General features: G+C 62.0%; 11 protein-coding genes. 9 read left to right on the top strand and 2 right to left on the bottom strand.

All coding sequences use genetic code 11. From position 1 onward, the window contains the following. Positions 1–75 precede the first annotated feature (75 nt). Positions 76–2097, bottom strand: coding sequence for a helix-turn-helix transcriptional regulator (locus tag AC3IX4_RS17835; RefSeq protein WP_489256732.1), 2022 nt, complete (start codon positions 2095–2097; stop codon positions 76–78). 126 nt (positions 2098–2223) lie between these two features. On the opposite strand from AC3IX4_RS17835, the gene AC3IX4_RS17830 reads away from it, so the two are divergent. Next, positions 2224–3429: an ISL3 family transposase gene (locus AC3IX4_RS17830; RefSeq protein WP_489256731.1), complete on the top strand. Its 1206-nt coding sequence runs from the start codon at positions 2224–2226 to the stop codon at positions 3427–3429. On the opposite strand, the gene AC3IX4_RS17825 is transcribed toward AC3IX4_RS17830, so the two are convergent. After that, a complete protein-coding gene (locus AC3IX4_RS17825) occupies positions 3369–4220 on the bottom strand; it encodes an AAA family ATPase (protein ID WP_489256730.1) in 852 nt (283 codons plus the stop codon). The genes AC3IX4_RS17830 and AC3IX4_RS17825 overlap by 61 nt on opposite strands. A gap of 283 nt (positions 4221–4503) precedes the next feature. On the opposite strand from AC3IX4_RS17825, the gene AC3IX4_RS17820 reads away from it, so the two are divergent. The 8 genes from AC3IX4_RS17820 (at position 4504) to AC3IX4_RS17785 (ending at position 19497) form a co-directional block, all read left to right on the top strand. Continuing rightward, on the top strand, positions 4504–5658 hold the full coding sequence (locus AC3IX4_RS17820) for a CaiB/BaiF CoA transferase family protein (protein ID WP_489256729.1): 1155 nt from the start codon (positions 4504–4506) through the stop codon (positions 5656–5658). Between the two features lie 59 nt (positions 5659–5717). Continuing rightward, positions 5718–7274, top strand: a complete 1557-nt coding sequence (locus AC3IX4_RS17815; RefSeq protein WP_489256728.1) for a long-chain-fatty-acid--CoA ligase — start codon at positions 5718–5720, stop codon at positions 7272–7274. Position 7275: 1 nt separating this feature from the next. Next, positions 7276–8814 (top strand): acyl-CoA synthetase, encoded by a 1539-nt coding sequence (locus AC3IX4_RS17810; protein ID WP_489256727.1) that lies wholly within the window; start codon positions 7276–7278, stop codon positions 8812–8814. A gap of 762 nt (positions 8815–9576) precedes the next feature. Then, positions 9577–10716 carry an acyl-CoA dehydrogenase family protein gene (locus tag AC3IX4_RS17805; RefSeq protein ID WP_489256726.1) on the top strand — a complete coding sequence of 380 codons (1140 nt, stop codon included), beginning with the start codon at positions 9577–9579 and terminating at the stop codon, positions 10714–10716. A gap of 27 nt (positions 10717–10743) precedes the next feature. Next, a complete protein-coding gene (locus AC3IX4_RS17800; protein ID WP_489256725.1) occupies positions 10744–11955 on the top strand; it encodes a lipid-transfer protein in 1212 nt (403 codons plus the stop codon). Beyond that, positions 11952–13109 (top strand): acyl-CoA dehydrogenase family protein, encoded by a 1158-nt coding sequence (locus AC3IX4_RS17795; RefSeq protein ID WP_489256724.1) that lies wholly within the window; start codon positions 11952–11954, stop codon positions 13107–13109. Before AC3IX4_RS17800 ends, AC3IX4_RS17795 begins: the two co-directional genes overlap by 4 nt. A 25-nt stretch (positions 13110–13134) precedes the next feature. Further along, positions 13135–14130 carry an acyl-CoA dehydrogenase family protein gene (locus AC3IX4_RS17790; RefSeq protein ID WP_489256723.1) on the top strand — a complete coding sequence of 332 codons (996 nt, stop codon included), beginning with the start codon at positions 13135–13137 and terminating at the stop codon, positions 14128–14130. A gap of 174 nt (positions 14131–14304) precedes the next feature. Continuing rightward, positions 14305–19497, top strand: a complete 5193-nt coding sequence (locus AC3IX4_RS17785; RefSeq protein ID WP_489256722.1) for a dermonecrotic toxin domain-containing protein — start codon at positions 14305–14307, stop codon at positions 19495–19497. Positions 19498–19502: the final 5 nt, after the last annotated feature.

The following is a 19502-nucleotide window of genomic DNA, read 5'->3' as shown; positions in this document are numbered from 1 at the left end:
TCCCCCCTAGTCGGGTGGCGGATGAGCGCTAGCTTTCGCTAAAAGCCAGGCCGAGGCTCAAAAGTATTCAGCCCCTTAGCTGGAGCCGAGTTCCTCTTCGCGCAGCCTGGCGACAGCTTCATCGCGAGTGGTGACGTCGAGCTTGGTGAAGATATGTCGCAGGTACCATTTGACGGTTTCAGGGGACAGCGCCAGGGCGCGGGCGATTTTCTTGTTGGGCAGTGCCTGGGCCAGCAATCGCAGGATTTCGAGTTCGCGCGCGCTGAGGGTTTTGATACCGCTGGCCAGTGGCTTGCGCAGACTGGGCTTGATGGGGGCGGTCTCGACAGCCTGCGGCGGGAGGGGCGTCGCTTGCAGGCGTTCTACATAGAACGTCAGCACCGGATCAAGGGTTTCGGCCTGTGCAATTTGCGTGATCAGCGCCATCGCCTCGGGGTGGGCGTCCAGCAGGCTGCGCACCTGTCCGTAGCGGTGCCCGGCGCGTAATGCGGCGAGCACTTTCTCTCGTGCCATGTCCATGAGCCCGCGTTGCGCATCGTATATCGCGCCGATCATTTTCAGGCGAGTCACGCCCAGCTGGCGACCACCGGATTCGCACAGGGCGATGACGTGCTCAAGTCGTGGCGCCGCGCCTTCCAAGTCACCCTTGGCCGCTAGCCAGCGGACATGGGCATGCCCGGTCAGGATCTGAATATCGCGCAGCGAGCTGCGCTCTGTATTGGGGTGGCGGGCATTGATGGCATCCAGGCGGGCCAGCGCGTTTTGGGCGGCGACTTTCTCGCCCAATTGCAAGTGCCAGTAGGTCTGGTACATCAGGCTGTAGGCTTCCAGGCGATCCAGACCCAGCTTGCTGGCATACACCTGCAGCCGATCCAGGTAGGCGAAGGCACCCTTGTGGTCGCCGACAAACCAGCGGGTCTTGGCCAGGGTCTCCAATACGCGCAAGAAGGAATCGGGAATCGACACCCGTTCAAAGACATCCACCCAGTTGGCCAGCAGTTGGTAAGCGGCATCAACCTCACCGTTCTCGTACAGCACTTCGCCGAGCAGCGCCGTGGCGAGGCAGCGGGCATCGAAGCAAGTCTTGCCGCCTCGATCGGCCTGATACAGCACCTCGCGGTAGATGCGTTCGGCCTGGCTCACCTGGCCTTCCATGGCCAGGCTCAGGCCGATCAGGCAGCGACCCAGCAGGCTGCCGCCGGTGGTGCCCAGCAGCGGTACGCCATTGACCAGCAGGTTCGGGCGATCCAGTTGGATCAGCCTGGCCCGCTCGAATTCGCCGCGGTGCATGTACAGCCAGGACAGCACGTTGAGGCTGCCACCGATCATCACCGCCGGCATGTCCTGGGGCGGATGCAGCAGTTGCGGCAGGAGCGCCACGGCGCTGTCGGTGTCGTCGCGCTGGACCGCCAGGATGGCGTGCAGCATGGCCAAATGGAAACGCATCTGCGCCTGGCTCTCGGGAACTTCGCGCTCAAGCCGCTCGAGTTCCTCGGCGCAGGTGGCGAAATCGCGGGCATAGATCTGCATGCGAACCAGCGCCATGCGCAGCGGTACGCTGGCCTGGACCTGTTCCATGGGCAGTTGGCGAACAAGATCGATCAGCAGGCGCAAATCGCTTTGGGCGTACAACGCTTCAATGCGCTCTTCAACGAAGGTGGCCGCCGCGTTGGCTTCGCCGCCACGCACGGCGTGCCCCACCGCTTCGCTGAGCAGGCCGCGATCACGAAACCAGACCCAGGCGCGGCCGTGCACGGCCCGTTGCTCGGCTTCGCTTGTGCACGCGAAGAGCTTGAGCAGCGTCTCGCGCAGGAGGGGGTGGAAACGGTACCAAGCGTCGTTGTCGAGGTCGTCAACGGCAATCAGGAAAAGGTTGTCGCTCTCCAGGCGCTCGAACAGTGCTGCCGCTTCGTTGACGGCCGCCGGATGGTTCACCAGTGCAGCGCACAGGGTCGGACAGAACCGGTTGCACACCGCCAGGGGTAGCAACAGTTCGAGCTCGGCCGGGGTCAGCTGTGACAGGACTTCATCCTCAAAGAACCTGGCGAAAGCCCGGTTGTCTTGCAGTTGGGCCAGCGTCAAGGCGGCGGATGACACTTCGGATTGTCGCGTGCGGCCCTTTTTTTTGGTTCTTCACGGAATCCTGGGAAATAGACAAAAAAGAACGGCGATTTGACCGATGATGTTCGTGCGAGCAAACCCATCAACCAAACCGCCGTTCTCATGCCAGATATTAATACGATCCTGCCTTTTTGGGATGGATTTTCTGTGGCTTCCGCCCAAGTCGTTGGCGGCTCTCTCCAGATCAACCTAACCCCTCGACCTAATCAGATTCCTCTTTGCAGCGGCTGCCTCAAGCCCTGCCTTGCTGTCCACGACCAGTCAGAGCGATCCATTCGGGATCTGCCAATTCTTGGCCACCCTGTCACGCTTACCGCTGTTTTTAGACGCCTGCGTTGCCTGGACTGCGGGACTCGGATGGAGTCGGTCAGTTGGCTTGATCGGTACGCCAGGCTTAGCGCAAGGCTTTGCCAAGCGGTCATCAAAGCCTGTCGCCAGATGGCAACGCTCCATGTCGCTCAACTCTTTGGCCTGCACTGGGAAACAGTGCGCGTCCTGGAGCGTCGCGCGCTTGAGCAAACATTGCATGAACTACCCGAGGCCGAGCCCAAGCGCTTGGTGATGGATGAGTTCGCCTTGTTCAAGGGGCATCGCTACGCCAGCGTGATCTTGGATGCCGATACGCGTCGCGTTTTGTGGGTGGGTGAAGGGCGCAGCCGGATAGCTATACGCTCGTTTTTCGAGGATCTGGGGCCAGAGCGGTGTTCACAAATCGAAGCGGTCGCCATGGATATGAATACGGCCTTCGATCTGGAAGTGAAACATCACTGCCGCAATGCGCGAGTGGTCTACGACCTGTTTCATGTCATCGCCAAATACGGTCGTGAAGTCATCGACAGGGTACGAGTCGACGAGGCTAACCGACTGCGCCATGACAAACCGGCGAGAAAGGTGGTCAAGCAGGCCCGCTGGCTCTTGCTGCGCAACCCCGAAAATCTGAAGAGCCAAGAGCAGCAGGTACATCTGCAGGATTTATTGGATGCCAATCAGTCGCTGATGACGGTCTATATCATGAAGGCTGAGCTCAAAGCGCTATGGTCGAGCGAAACAGCGTGGGAATGGCGTAGGGCGTGGAAACAATGGATGGGGCATGCCAAGCAGAGCGGCATTCCTTCGTTGATCCAGTTCGCGAAAAGGCTGAGCGGTTACTGGCGAGGCATTTTGAGCAGAGTTCGATGGCCAATGCACACAGGCCAACTAGAGGGGATCAACAATCGGATCAAGGTCATCAAGCGAATGGCTTACGGCTACCGGGACAGCGCATTTTTCTTCTTGAAGATCAAATGCGCTTTTCCCGGCAATCCGTGAAGAACCTTTTTTTTATGGCTGGCGGCGAACAATTGCAGGCCGGCGATCCAGCCATCGGTCATCTTGTAGATGAGTTGGGCGTCACTTTGGCTGATCTCACCCAACTGATTTTTCAGGAACTGTTGCGCCTCTTCCTGGGTGAAGCGCAGGTCGCGCAGGTCCAGTTCAAGGGTGAGCCGCTGGCTGCGCAAGCGTGCCAGCGACACGGGCACGGCACTGCGCGATACCAGCGCCAGATGCAGGTTGTCAGGTGCGTAATCGATCAGCCATTGCAGGGTTTGGTGAATGCCTGCGTCGCTCAGGGTGTGCAGGTCATCCAGCACCAGGATGAGCTCGCGCGGATGCGCTGCAATTCCTCGCACCAGGGTGACGATCGAACGTTCGACGGCCTGTCTGTCACTGCTGTAGCCCTCGAGCAGTAGCGTGTCGCGCACGATTGCAGGATCGACCCGCGCAATGCTGGCGAGCAGGTAGTCGAGCAAGCGCGTCAACGAGTTGTCATCGCAGGTCAACGTCAGCCAGGCCACGTCAAACCCGAGTGAGAGCTGCATCTGTCGCCAGGAGGCCAGCACCGTGGTCTTGCCACAGCCGGCGGGGCCCTTGAGCACAATGCAGCGCCGGTGACGGGCGTCGCGCAACTGCTCATGCAGTCTGTCGCGGGTCAGGATTTGAGTGCTCAGACGGGGTGGGGACAGTCTGCTGCTGTCGATCGGGTTGAGAGAAGCCGGTCCTCCTGGACGAGTTTCCCCGGCGGCAGTGGTGGGTGCAGGCAGTTGGGCTTTTCCTGGCATATCCATAGTGATCCAAGGGCTTCTTATTATTAATAACGACTCAAGCCGAATGAGATCAAGCATGCAGCATATCGCTCAAGGATGGCTAGGGAGAGTTGCGCGAGCGTGACCACAGGTGGTCGGTCAGCGGGGTGCCACCCGACATGGGGGGACGCCCATCAATCCCTTATTGCTCTAGTTTTCTGTCAAGAGCATCGGCTCGCTCGACCAGAGCGGTGCCGGATGGATTGACTGTTTCAGGGCGCCCGAAGCGGCCCCTGCTTATCGACGAAGAGGCTTATAGATGGGCGTACTGAGTGGAATTCGTGTGCTGGAATTCGAGGCCATAGGCCCGGCGCCGTTCGGCACCATGATGCTGGCCGACATGGGCGCCGACGTGGTGCGCATCGACCGCCCGGTTGCCCCGGGCGACCTGGGGCCGAAGCTGGACGGTCCACGGATCGATATCACGGGGCGCAACCGTCGTTCGGTGACCCTGGACCTCAAACGCCCAGAGGCGGTGGCGACCGCCCTCGAGCTGATCGAGCGCGCCGACATCCTGATCGAAGGGTTCCGCCCCGGCACCCTGGAGCGACTGGGCCTGGGCCCGGAGGTGGCGCTGGCGCGCAACCCACGGCTGGTGTACGGGCGCATGACCGGCTGGGGGCAGACCGGCCCGCTGGCCGAGCGTGCCGGCCACGACCTCAACTACATCGCGCTGTCCGGTGTGCTCTCCGGCATCGGCCCGGCGGGTGGTCGTCCGGTGCCACCGCTGAACCTGGTTGGAGACTACGGCGGTGGCGGCATGCTGCTGGCCATGGGGGTGTTGGCGGCGCTGCTGAATGTGCAGCGGGGCGGGGAGGGGCAAGTGATCGACGCTGCCATGACCGAAGGTGCGGCCCAGCTGGGCTCGGTGTTCTGGGGGCTGCTGGCCAGCGACAACTGGCGCGAACAGCGCGGCAGCAACCTGCTTGACGGCGGCGCGCCCTGGTACGACACCTACCGGACCCTGGATGGTCATTACATGGCCATTGGCCCGATTGAGTCGCGCTTCTATGCCGAACTGTTGGAAAAGTTGGGCCTGGACTCTGCCAACTTGCCCAAGCAGCACGACCGTAATGGCTGGCCGCAACTGCGCGAGGCCTTCATCGAGGCGTTCGTCGGCCGCACCCGCGAGGAGTGGTGCGCGGTGTTCGAAGGCAGTGATGCCTGTGTTGCCCCGGTGCTGGGATTTGCCGAGGCCGCTAATCATCCCCACAACCAGGCGCGCGGCAGCTTCATCGAAGTCAATGGGGTGGTACAACCCGTACCGGCGCCGCGCTTCCTTGGCACCCCGTCGGCAGCACCGCGTGTGGCGCCGCAACGAGGTGAACATGGCGATTGCGCACTGCGCGACTGGGGCTTCGATGCGGTCGCCATCGAGCGCCTGCAAGCGCAAGGGCTGGGTTTACGACCCTAAGTACAGGGCCCAAACAGGCTGTCATCCTTCGAATAAAAACAAGTCATAGGAATTTCAACATGTACCTGACTCAAGGCCTGCAACGTTCGCTGCAACAGACACCGGATCAGATCATCACCACCTTCGGCGAACGCCGGCGTACGTTTCGCGAATTCGGCGAGCGTGTCGCGCGCTTGGCCAGTGCGCTGCGTAGCTTGGGCATGGACGCAGGGGACCGGGTCAGCATGCTGGCACTCAACTCCGACCGTTACCTGGAATACATGCAGGCGACCTGGTGGGGGGGCGGTGTGCTCAACCCGGTCAATACCCGCTGGGCTGTACCGGAGATCGTCTACTCGCTGGACGATTGCGACACCGGCATCCTGCTCGTCGATGACTATTTCTTGCCGATGGTCGAAGGCATTCGCGCCACGGCCAAACGTGCGCCGATCTTTATCTACTGCGGTGAGGGCGAAGCGCCTAGGGGCATGCTGTCACAGGAACAGTTGATCGCAGACTCAGCACCGATCGAGGATGCCGGACGCGGTGGCAACGACCTCGCGTGCGTGCTGTACACCGGCGGCACCACCGGCTTTCCCAAGGGCGTGATGCAGTCGCACATGAACCTGTGGTCGGCCTGCGTACAGCGCATGGCGGAGCTGCCGCCGCCGCTCGAAAACCGCGACCTGCACGTGATGCCGCTGTTCCACTGCGCTGGGCTGGCGCGTGCGTTGTGCGGCTTTATCGCGGGGGGTTCGCATGTGATCGTGCCGACCTTCGAGCCTGGGGCGGTGCTGGCGACTATCGAGCGCGAGTCGATCACCGATACCTGCCTGGTACCGACCATGATCCTCGCCATGTTGGCTGACCCCAGGTTCGACGAGTACGACCTGAGCAGCCTGCAGCGCCTGACTTATGGGGCATCGCCGACGGCGGGGGAGATGATCGAAGAGGTCCTCGCCAAGCGGCCAACCCTTGAATTGGTGCACGGCTATGGCCTGACCGAGGCCTGCCCGATCGTCTCCACCAACCCACCGCAGAACCATGATGAGGCGGCGCGCAAGAGTGGCCTGGTACGCTCGGTGGGTCGCGCGGGCTACGGCGTCAACGTCAAGATCGTCGATGAACAGGGGCGCGAAGTGCCGCGCGGTACCGTGGGGGAGATCATCGTGCGCGGCCCGAATATCATGCAGGGCTACCTGAACAAGCCTGAAGAAACCGCCAAGGCGCTACGTGACGGCTGGCTGTACACCGGCGACGGCGCCTATATGGATGAGCAGGGCTACATCTTCATCGTCGACCGGCTCAAGGACATGATCGTCAGTGGTGGCGAGAACGTCTATTCGGCGGAAGTCGAGAACGTCATCGCCCGGCATCCGGCGGTGCTGATGTGCGCAGTCATCGGTATCCCTCACGATCAATGGGGTGAGGCGGTGCATGCGCTGGTCGTCTGCAAGTCCGGCGTCCAGGTCGGCGAAGAGGAGCTGCGGGCGTATTGCCGCGAGTTCATCGCTGGCTACAAGTGCCCGAAGGCCATCGAGTTCCGCCGCGAGTTGCCACTGTCCGGTGCCGGCAAAATTCTCAAGCGCGACCTGCGTGAACCGTTTTGGGCGGCCAAGACATTGGGAGTGAACTGATATGCACCTGACCCAGTGCCTGCACCGCGCGCTGCAGCAAACCCCGGAAAAAATCGTCACCGTCTTCGGTGAACGGCGCCATACCTACCGCGAGTTCGTCGAGCGCGTTGCCTGTCTGGCCGGCGCGCTGCAAGGCCTGGGCATGGGGGCGGGGGATCGGGTTGGCATGCTGGCGCTCAACTCTGATCGTTACCTGGAATACATGATGAGCGTGTGGTGGGGCGGTGGTGTGATCAACCCGGTCAACATCCGCTGGAGCGTCGCGGAGATTGTCTATTCGCTGGACGATTGCGACACCGGCATCCTGATCGTCGATGAGCAGTTCCTGGCGCGGGTTGACGGCATACGGGCCAAGGCCCGGCGCGCGCCGATCTTCGTCTACGCCGGTGAAGGGCAGCCGCCTGCCGGGATGCTGGGCTTTGAGCAGTTGATCGAGGCGTCGGCTGCGGTGGAGGATGTCGGCCGCGGTGGCGACGACCTGGCGTGCATCATGTACACCGGTGGCACGACCGGCTTCCCCAAGGGGGTGATGCAGTCGCACCTGAACCTGTGGTCGGCCTGTATGCCTCGCACCATGGACATGCCACCGATCCACGGCGGTGTCCTGTTGCATGTGGCGCCGTTGTTTCACGTGGCCGGCATGGCCCGCGCGCTCATTCAGTTCTTTGCCGGTGAATGCCACGCGGTCGTACCGACCTTCGAGGCTGGCGAGGTCCTGCGCCTCATCGAGCGCGAACGGGTGAGCGAAACGCTGTTGGTGCCCACCATGATCCTTGCGCTGCTGGCCCATCCGGACTTTACCCGGCATGACTTGCGCAGTCTCAAGCGCCTGACCTATGGCGCCTCGCCCAGCGCCGGTGCGATGGTCGAGCAGGTGTTGGTGGCGCTGCCCTGGATCGAGCTCAGCCATTCCTACGGGCTGACCGAAGCCTGCCCGACGGTGTCCTGCAACCTGCCGCACAACCACACCGAGGCGGCACGCCAGAGCGGGCTATCCCGTTCGGTGGGGCGCAGCGGCTACGGCGTGTTGGTAAAGATCGTCGACAGTGACGGGCATGAAGTGCCGCGCGGAGCGGTGGGCGAGATCATCGTCCGCGGGCCGAACGTCATGCAGGGGTACTGGAACAAGCCTGAGGAGACGGCCAAGGCGCTGCGCAACGGCTGGCTGTATACCGGCGATGGCGCCTACATGGACGAGCAGGGGTACCTGTTCGTCGTCGACCGCCTGAAGGACATGATCGTCAGCGGTGGCGAGAATATCTATTCGGCTGAGGTCGAGAACGTCATCGCGCGTCATTCGGCCGTGGCCATGTGCGCCGTGATCGGTGTTCCGCACGCGCAGTGGGGCGAGGCGGTGCATGCGGTGGTGGTGCGCAAGCCGGGAGCGCAGCTCGACGAAGCACAATTGCGCGGGCATTGCCGCGAGCTCATCGCAGGCTACAAGTGCCCGAAGACCGTGGAGTTTCGCAGCGAGTTGCCACTGTCGGGCGCCGGCAAGATCCTCAAGCGCGAACTGCGCGAGCCGTTCTGGGTGGTGTGAGCAAGCCCGGATGCCAGTCAGTCACGGCATCGAACGACACAAATCCTGTGGGAGCGGCTTTAGCCGCGAATGCCGGACCACGCGAATAAACGATGACGCGCAATGCCTGGAAAATCGCGGTGTTTTCATTCGCGGCGCGCTCTGCCAGATACACCGTGGCGCCTACATCGCCAGCAAGCTTGGCTCCCACAAAATCAAAAGCTCACGGCTCGATATCGGAGTGAACGAAGATCGGCGTAGGAGTAGAGCTTGCTCACGATAGCTTCACCGCGCTCTGCCAGATGTACCGTGGCGTTTGCATCGCGAGCAAGCTTGGCTCCCACAGGATCAAGAGCTCACAGCTCGATATCGAGGTGAACGGAGATCGGCGTAGGAGTAAAGCTTGCTCACGATAGCTTCACCGCGCTCTGCCAGATGAACCATGGCGTCTGCATCGCGACGGTTCGGCGCCCCGACAAGCTTGGCTCCCACAGGATCAAAAGCTGGCTGCTCGATATCGGGCTGAACGGAGATCGGCGTAGGAGTAGAGCTTGCTCACGATAGCCTCACCGCGCCCTGCCAGATGGCACTGTGGCGTCCGCATCGCGAGCAAGCTCTGCTCCTACAAGATTGTGAGTCTTATGACTGGTATTGGGGCAAGGCCCGGGCTCCACCCGATGCGGGGGGAAGTTGTAATACCCCTATCGCCACTAAATTCACTCTCTGAACCAAGCGCCTGCCTGGCCAATACCCGAGATGTTTGCGGACCACTGGGAGAACACAATGCATATTCAACGTACCGTCTACCGTGACGATCACGAAATGCTGCGCGAAACCGCGCGGCGCTTCTTCGAGCGTGAATGCCTGCCGCGCCAGGCGCAGTGGGACAAGGACGGTCAGGTCGACCGTGAGACCTGGCTCAAGGCCGGTCAGCTGGGCCTGCTGTGCCTCACTGTACCGACCGAGTACGGGGGAGGTGGCGGGGATTTCGGCCATAGCGCCGTGTTGATCGAGGAGCTGTATCGGGCCGGCGTTTCCGGCTGGAGCCTGGGTGTGCACTCTGACATCTCAGCGCCCTATATCGTGCGTCTGGGCACCGAGGAGCAGAAGCACAAGTGGCTGCCGAAAATCTGTACCGGTGAAACCCTCCTGGCGATCGCCATGACCGAGCCGGGCACCGGTTCTGACTTGAAAGCCATCCGTACCACGGCCGTACGCGACGGTGACGAATGGGTCATCAATGGCAGCAAGACCTTCATCAGCAACGGTCTGACCTGCGACACAGTCATCGTGGTCTGCAAGACCGATCCCAGCGCCGGCGCCAAGGGCTGCAGCCTGATCGTGGTCGAATGCGACCGCGAGGGTTTCCGTCGTGGCCGCAAGCTGGACAAGGTCGGCCAGGCGGCTGCCGATACCGCCGAGCTGTTCTTCGACGACGTTCGTGTGCCGGTGGGCAACCTGCTGGGCGAAGAGAACAGGGGGTTCATGCACTTGATGGAGGAGTTGCCCCAAGAGCGACTGGTCATCGCCCTTTACTGCGCCGCCAAGCTTGAGCGTCTGCTCGAACAGACGGTGGAGTATGTCAAGGATCGCAAAGCCTTCAACCAGACGGTGTGGGACTTCCAGAACACCAAGTTCAAGCTGGCCGACATCAAGGCGCAGGCCACGGCCACGCGACTGACCATCGATTACTACATCGCCGAACACATGCGTCGTCGCCTGACCGTCCAGGAGTCGGCCATCGCCAAGCTGTTCGCCACCGAAACCCTGTGGAAATGCCTCGACGACATGGTCCAGCTGCATGGTGGCTACGGCTACATGCTCGAGTACCCGATCGCTCGCGCCTTCGTCGATATGCGAGTCACCCGAGTGTTCGGTGGCACCAGCGAAGTGCTGCGAGAACTGATCGCGCGACAGCTTTGATCCTTCCTCTCATTTTCAGGTGACAACATGAGCGAAAAAGTCCTGGTAGCCGGGGTTGGCATGATCCCGTTCAACAAGCCCAGCGCCAGTGGAACCTACGTCCAGATGGGGGCCGAAGCGGTGCGTCTTGCGCTTTCCGATGCGGGCATCGGCTACGAGCGGGTGCAGGAGGCTTACGCCGGATACGTCTACGGTGACTCCACTTGCGGGCAGACCGTGCTGTACGAAGTGGGGATGACCGGTATCCCAGTGGTCAACGTCAACAACAATTGCTCGACCGGCTCCACCGCGCTGTACCTGGCGCGCAAGGCCATCGAGTCAGGCGCAGCCGATTGCGTGCTGGCCGTCGGTTTCGAGCAGATGCAGGCCGGTGCACTGAAGTCGCATTGGGACGATCGCCCGCCGACCCGCGAGCGTTTTCTGCCGATCCTCCGTGGCCTCACCGCCGACGTCGCCAGCGACATGCCGCAAGCCCTGCGCACCTTCGGTGGGGCCGGGCGCGAGTACATGCAAAAGTACGGCACCCGGATGGAAACCTTCGCCGCCGTGCGTGCCAAGGCCAGCCGGCATGCCGCCAATAACCCGCTGGCGCTGTTTCGCAAAGTGCTCACCACCGACGAGGTGATGGCCGATCCAGTGCTCTGGCCGGGCGTGATGACCCGCCTGATGGCCTGCCCGCCGACCTGCGGTGGTGCGGCGGCAATCCTGGTGTCCGAGCGTTTCGCCAAGCAGCACGGGCTGCGCCGCGATGTGCAGATCGTCGCCCAGGCGATGACGACCGACACGCCGGAATCCTTCAACTTCGAAAAGCCCTCGCTGCTCGATTGGGTCGGCACCCACATGACCCACGCTGCCGTGGGCCAGGTCTACGAGCAGGCGGGTGTCGGCCCGCAAGATATCGATGTGTGCGAGCTGCACGACTGCTTCGCCCAGAACGAAGTGATCTGCTATGAGTCGCTGGGCTTTTGCCCAGAGGGTGGCGCAGAGAAGTTCGTGATGGAGGGCGACAACACCTACGGTGGCCAGATCGTGATCAACCCGTCCGGCGGTTTGCTGTCCAAGGGGCATCCGCTGGGCGCCACCGGTCTGGCGCAGTGCTACGAGCTGACACAACAGCTGCGTGGCAACGCCGAACAGCGCCAGGTCGAAGGCGCCCGGCTGGCCATGGCACACAACCTGGGCCTGGGTGGCGCCTGTGTGGTCACCCTCTACGGCAAGATTGATGGAGGTGCCCGGTGAGTCATCTATTGGATGCCTTCCGCCTGGCCGCACTGCCTGAGCATGCCGAGGCGTTCCGTGAGCAGGTCAGGGGCTTCCTGGCCACCCACCTGGAACCGGCGCCGGCGGATATTCGCGCTCGCACCTGGACCGGCTTCGACGCCGGGTTCAGCCGCAGGCTGGCTGAGCGTGGCTGGGTCGGCCTGACACTGCCCAAAGCCTACGGCGGTGCGGGACTGGATGCCTACAGTCGCTTTGTGCTGGTCGAGGAATTGCTGGCGGCCGGAGCACCGGTTGCCGCGCACTGGATTGCTGACCGCCAGAGCGGTCCGTTGATTCTCAAGTTCGGCACTGAGGCGCAGAAGGATTTCTACCTGCCACGCATCTGTGCGGGGCAGGCGTTCTTCTGCATTGGCATGAGCGAGCCCAACGCCGGTTCCGACCTTGCGAGCGTGCGCAGTCGAGCGACGCGCTGTGAAGCTGGCTGGCGCTTGAGCGGGCGCAAGATCTGGACCACCAACGCCCACCACGCCCACTACATGATTGCGCTGGTGCGCACCTCCGGTATGCCTGAGGACCGCCAGAGTGGCCTGTCGCAATTCATCATCGACCTCAAGCAGCCTGGCGTGACCGTCAGGCCTATCGCCGACCTGGCTGGCGATGCGCATTTCTCGGAGGTGACCTTCGACGACGTGCTGTTGGGTGAGGACGCATTGGTAGGCGAGGAGGGCAGCGGCTGGAAACAGGTGAATGCGGAGCTTGCCTTCGAACGCAGCGGCCCGGAGCGTTTCTATTCCAGCGTCGTGCTGCTCGATCAGTGGGTCGCCAACCTGCGCCGTAACGGGGCGACCCCCGCAGAGGCGACCCTGGTCGGCAGCTTTATCAGCCAATTGGCCAGCTTGCGCAGCCTTTCACTCGCGGTGACCGCCAAGCTCGCACGCGGCGAGAGCCCGGTGGTTGAAGCTGCGCTGGTCAAGGACATCGGTACCGAGTTCGAGCAGGCCATCCCGACGGCCATCGCTGCGGCGATCGGTGCCAACCCCGATGGCGAGGTCGATGGGGAGCTGTATCGCACGGTGGCCTATCTGAACCAGGTTTCACCCACGTTCTCGCTACGCGGCGGCACCCGGGAAATCCTGCGCGGCATGATCGCCCGTGGGCTCGGCCTGCGTTAATTCATATCGGAGAGGAGCCCCGAGCATGTTTACTGAAGCAATTGAAAAAATCCTGACCGATGTCTGCACGCCTGCCCAGATCCGCGCCATCGAGCATGGCGAATCTGCCGCGGCGCTGTGGAGTGCGCTGGAAGCCCCAGGCTTTCTCGAACTGCTGACGCCGGAAGCGGCAGGCGGCGCGGGGCTTTCCCAGGACGCGCTGTTTCCCATTTTTGTCGCTTTCGGTCGTCACGCACTGCCGGTTCCGGCGGCCCAGAGCATCGCGGCGCGGGCGCTGCTGCGCGATTGCCCGGTGCCGGCCCCGGCGGGCATGCTGACCCTGGCGGGCACGGCTCGCCGTGATGCCGATGGGGCACTCTGTGCACCCTCAGTGGCCTACGGATTACTGGCCCAGTTTGCCTTGGTCAACCTTGAGGGGGATCTGCTGCTACTCGATTGCGCGCACGCCCGGCGCACGCCCAGTGGTGTGCACGGCAGCCTGAGCGCCACGCTGCTGTGGCCGCCGCAAGCAGTCCCGCAGCCACTGGGTGGGAACGGTGAAGAACTGCGTGCCTTCAGCGCGGCTATCCATGCGGCGGCCATCGCCGGGGCCATGGAGTGGGCGTTCGGCAAAACCCTTGAGTACTGCAACGATCGCGTGCAGTTCGGCAAGGCCATCGGCAAGTTCCAGGCCGTCCAGCATCAACTGAGCGTGATGGCGGAGCAGGTCGCGGTGGCCGGGGTTGCCGCTGAGCTGGCCTTTGTCGGCACAGGACCGGTCCCGGCTTCGGTTCCGGCAGCCATCGCCAAGGCGCGCACCAGTATGGCTGTGCCACAGGTAACAGCGACCGCCCATGCGTTGTTCGGCGCTATTGGTGTCACCGAAGAATTTGACCTGCAACTCTATACCCGACGCCTGCACGAGTGGCGGATCGGCGAAGGTTCGGAAACCTACTGGAACAGGGTCGTGGGTGAAGCTCTGCTGTCGCAGGCACACACAACCTCCAGCGAATTCGTGCGTAACGCCCTCCAACCTGCGTAAGGACAGCATCCATGAGCACCTAATGCCTGCCCGCCGGAATACAAGCGCCCTGCCCGGGCAATGCGGCGATGTCCATAGGCCAGGCAGACTGAATACGGGCGATAACTATCTATCGCCAAGGCTCGACGCTGATCGGGCTATCTGATGCGACACCCACCATCAGGTAACCCGGCCATGACCGATACCCTCCAAGCACTTCCCTTTCATAAAAAACGTCTGAGCGCGGCCTTGGAGCCCAGGCTTCGCCATCTTGATCGCAGCAACCTGCAAGGCTTGTTGCACAGCCAGCGCGCCATTCATGTCAGTCCCGACGGTACACATCAGCGCTGGTTCAGTGACAGCAGCGAGACACTGCAACGCGCATTGCTCGATGCCCAGAGTGCGCAACAAGCGGCGCGCTGGACACTGGCCAACAGCTTGTCGAACCTCAAGAGCATCACCGATTTCGCCACGCCCTTGCTTACCCAGGCGCTGTTCGACCAGCATGGTTTACAGCTGAACGTCAGGACAGCCCGGTTGCATCGTTGGGGTAGCGAAAAAATCGGCTCGCGATGGGTAATCAAAGAGCCTGCACGACACTCCAGCCTGCTGGAAGCTGCACTACAGAATTTCGAGGCCGATGAAGACTTTCACTTCAGCTTCCTGACGCTCCAGGGCAGAGAGGCCGACAAGCTCGACCTGGAAAGCGCGGAGTTTGCGCGCCTGTGCCGTACGCTCGACCTGGGCCAGCGCTATCAAGAGCATCTGCAGCAGGTGTTCGACAATGCAGGAAGCAAGGCGCGCCTGGGTGAGCAGATGGGGGCCGCCATCCGCACCGATTTTCAGGTGCTGCTGCACTGTGCGCACATGAAGCGTGAGATCAGTGATTCGGTCTATCAAATGCTCCAGACCTTGACCGCCCAAGGCAGCGCCTCGCTGGACGGCAAACCGGTGGTTTGCCGGCGAATTGCCATTCTGGGCAGTGAGCTGAGCGATGTGTTACTGATTGGCCCAGACCCCAGCTCCAGTACTCGCACGGAGCGTTGCGTTGCATGGATCGCGGGTGCGCCCTTGTATCCGCTCAAGGAGTACAGTTCGACCAGTGATTTTGCCAAAGACCTGGCCATTAGCCTGCAATCGCCCGCGTACAGTGCCGCCATCGCGGCAAAAGTGCCTCAATCACGCAAGGCCGAATTTATCCAGCAGCTGCAAAACACCCTGTTCGAGGTGCGCTACCGGGGCGATGTAGAGGTTCGCCAGCCCATTGCCCAGCCGCGCCTGCAGGTGGTCGAACGGACGCTGTCAGGGGCACTTTGGGCCACCCTGCAAAGTTTGCAGGTACAGCGACTGAAAGCCAACGCCCGGGTGCTGGCGGTGCCAACCGATGATGAAAACTACGCCGCTCGGTTACGCCGACTGGACAGCTGGTTGGGCATTGCCCTGAATGTACTCAATGCGGCCGCGTTCGTGGTGCCCGGTTTGAACCAGGTCATGCTGGCGGTGGCCGGGGCCCAGATGATGGGTGATCTGTTCCTCGGTGTTCAAGCCTGGGAGGCCCATGAAACCGCCGAAGCACTGGCGCATCTGGAGTCGCTGGGTCTGAACCTGGGCTTGGTGATCGGTTTGGGGGCGGTGGGCGTGGCCGTGCACCCTTCGCCGTTTGTTGACAGCCTGGCCAGTGTGGCGGTGCCCAACGGCCAGACGCGATTGTGGAACGCTGACCTGCGCGGCTACGCCAGCGACGTCGCGGTCCCGGAAACGACCCAGGCCAACGAATTGGGCCAGTACCTGCACCAGGGGCAACACTACCTGCGCCTGGACGAGCGCTGGTACCAACAGCGCTTCGATGCCCAACAGCAGCAGTGGCGGTTGGTGCACCCGCAGGATGCGCAAGCCCATCAGCCACTGCTCGAACACAATGGCCAGGGTACCTGGACCTTTGAGGGCGAGCAGCCCCTGCAATGGCCGCGCCGCCAGCTGCTGCGGCGCATCGGTGTGCTGAGTGAGGGCCTGGACGATGCAATGCTTGAGCGCGCGGCCATTATCAGCGGTAGCGACGATCAGGTCCTGCGCCATATGTATGTGCATAACGAACCGGTGCCGGCCTTGTTGGCCGATACCTTGCGGCGGATGCAGCTGGACCGGGCGATTACCCGGATGTGCGATGAGATCCGTGCCGGGAACCCGCTGCCACCGGGAATGACGTATCCGGCCGCGTTGATCGTACAACTGCCACGCTGGCCGGCCAATCGCGTGCTGCAGGTGTTCACCGGGCCGGAGTTGTGGGGCGCTTCCATGACCTATGGGTCGGAGCGCTGGCCGCAGGGGCGGGCACTCAAGCTGCTGGCCAGTGAAGTACGCCAAGGCCAACTGCCGCAGCGTGTCCTGGCGCAGCTCGATGAAGGCGAAATCACTGCTTGGCTCGGTGATGGCGTGGCCAGCACCGATCGACTGCAACGTGTGCGTGACACCCTGGCCGAGCAGGCGCAGTGGCGCCGCCACGAGATCCTCGACAGCTTGCATGCCGGCCCGGTCGACGCCCAGTCGAGCGGGGTCAGGCGTTTGCTCCGGGACTACCCGTCATTGCCGCCACGGCTGGCTGAGGAGATCGAAAGCCATGCCAACGCTACAGAGCATGCGCAACTGACGCGCGCTGACGGGCGAGTGCCTTTGCGCCTGGCCGAAGAAGTGCGCGCCTACCAACAACAAGTGCGTATTAGCCGAGCGATCGAAGGCACGCAATGGCAGAGCATGGGCAACCCGGACAGCGAGCGGCTGGCGCTGGGATTACTGGAGTCGCTGCCAGGGTGGAGCGGGACTGTGCGCCTGGAACTGCGCGAAAGTGTCGCCAGTGGTCGCCTGCTCGCCAGTGCCGGTCGTGCCAATGGCGAACTCAAGACCCTGGTCCGCCAGGCCGGGCGCTACAGCAGCTACGATGCGCAGGGTAACGAGCTGTATATTGGCGCGGATTTCTTTGCCGCCGTGCTCAGGGCGCTGCCGAATTCCGAGCGTTTGAATCTGTCGATTGACGTGTTCGAGTCGCCAACCCTGCAGGAAAATGTCCAGCAGTTGGCGCTTGCCGATCGCGAGCGGGTTTCACGCTTGCTCGGCCAGCAGCCCCGCCGTCCGTGGCATCGTTCGCCATTGCGCCTGGCCGATGGACGCAGCGGTTACCGCTTGGGTGGCGCGGTCGGTACGCTGAGAGGGGAAGCGTTTCAGCGCCTGGGACGGCTCTACCCGGACTTGAGTCCGAGCCAGATTACCCAGCTGGCGAATGAGCTAGGCCAGACGAGCAGAGGCTTGGCCGAAAGCGTCGAGGCGTTGGAGAGGGCGTTCGACGAGTTTAAAAGAAGACTGAATTATTGGGCCATGCGAGGTGCGCAAGGCAACTCACGTAGGGTGGTTGTCACACGCCTGAAAAAAGCCTGGCAACGTGCCGGGGGCTCAAGAAGCCATGCTCTGGACCTCAAGGATATGGACCTTGCCGACCTGCCGACGCTGGACGTACAGCTCAAACACATCACTGAACTTGACTTGCGCTCCGTGAACCAGGGAGTCATTCCGCCGAGATTGCTGGAGTGCTTTCCCCGATTGCAATCATTAGAGCTATCTGACAACCGACTTGAGACAATCCCTGAAGCAATTTCCCATTGCACCGAGCTGAGAAAACTGGTGTTGGCGTATAACCGACTGACGCCATCAGAGACACTCTTCGAGCCTTTGAGCAGCCTGCGCCGGCTAGAGGTTCTGGACCTGGGGTCGAACCACTTCAACCAATTGCCTGATGCCGCTCTGGAGGCGCTGTGGGGTATGAGGTCGTTAACCGACCTGGATCTTCGGTTCAATAACTTGCTGCTCGAGACCCGACATTTGCGCGGCATGTCCCGCTTGAAGTTAAGTAAACTCGATCTGAGCTTCAATCGCATCACCCTGGATGAGGCCGGTGCCGAGGTGTTTGTTGATTTTATCTATATGCGCAAGTTGGACCTGACTTGGAACCCGTTGAGGCGTGCCCCGAATCTAAGCTCCATGGGCTGGCTGCAGAGCTTGAATCTGTCGATCTGCCAGCTCACCGAATGGCCCGACAGCCTGACCACCTTGATGAACCAGAACCAATACCAGCTGCGTTGGATCGATCTGTCCGACAATGCCATCATGCAGATTCCAGAGCTGGTCAGCACCCGTTTCGGTCGACACTTGCGCGATGGTGGGCCGAGCACCGGGCTCTCGTTGCGCGTGGACAACAACCCGCTTCTGGACGAGGGGGTACGGCGCCTGAACGCTCTTGGCCTGGGGCATGTGTTTGCTGATGAGGATCAGTCGAACCTGTGGCTTGAAGGCGCCGATCAAGCGCGTCATGACCTGTGGGAAAGCCTGTTCGCTGAACGGCGCTATGAATCATTGCGGATTGCCTTGAATACCCTGGAGAACTCGCAGGAGGCACAAATCGATCCGGTACATCTGCGCCAGCGGGTGTGGAGCCTGCTCGACAGTGCCGCGCAGGATTGCGCGTTGCGAGATAGCCTTGAAGCTATCGCCGACGATTTCCCGCCAACCTGCGGTGATGCCGGCACCGATGTGTTCAGCGCTCTGGAAATCGAGCTCATGAGCTTTCGCCTGGCCTCGCGGGCGATACATGAGCAGGGCGCGCTGGCAGAACTCAAGGGGTTGTTCAAAAAACTGTACCGACGTCATGAAGTCGAACAGATTGCCGCCCGCATTACTGCGACGCGCTTGGGGCGCCGGGATGCGCTGGAAAACAATCTGTCGTTGTCGGCGTTCCCGTTAGACCCATTGGATGACATCAGCGATGCTGATCTGGCTTCCGGTGTCGATGATATCGAGATCCGTCTGGCGCTGCGCCGGGCGCTGGCGGGGCCGCTGGACTACCCCGAGCCGTCCTACGGCATGTTGTTTCGGGATATGGCCTTTGTCAGTGACCAGCTTGCCGATAAGGTGGCGCTCGAGGTCCGCCAGATCGAGAGCCCTGCCAAGCGTCAGAATTGGCTTGTTGATCAACCCAGCTGGATGCGCTTCATCGAGGAGCGTGACACGGCTCAGTTTGAGGAGTTGAGCAAACGCTGGCATGAAGGCACGGAGTATGCAGATTATTGCCTGCTTACCGAGCAAGAGGCGAAAACGGCGCTGCAGGAAGGTAAGGCGGTAACGACGCTGCACGACAGCGTTGTTGCATTCTTGGCAGGCCAGGCGGGTGAGGCGTCGTTTCAGGACGCCGGGATCACCCCGCTGGCCAAGGACGATGTCGGGAGATTGTTGAGGCAAGCCTTCACCGACCACCAGTACGTGGTCTTCCTCAACAGCCTCAAGGATGGCAGATTGGCTGCCAAACGGTCATTGATTGCAAGGTTGACCGCTCCATTGGACTGATCGGA

Source organism: Pseudomonas sp. KH_021, from assembly GCF_057838865.1.
Note: the sequence above shows the minus strand (reverse complement) of the source record. Positions and strands in the feature narration are given on the sequence as shown.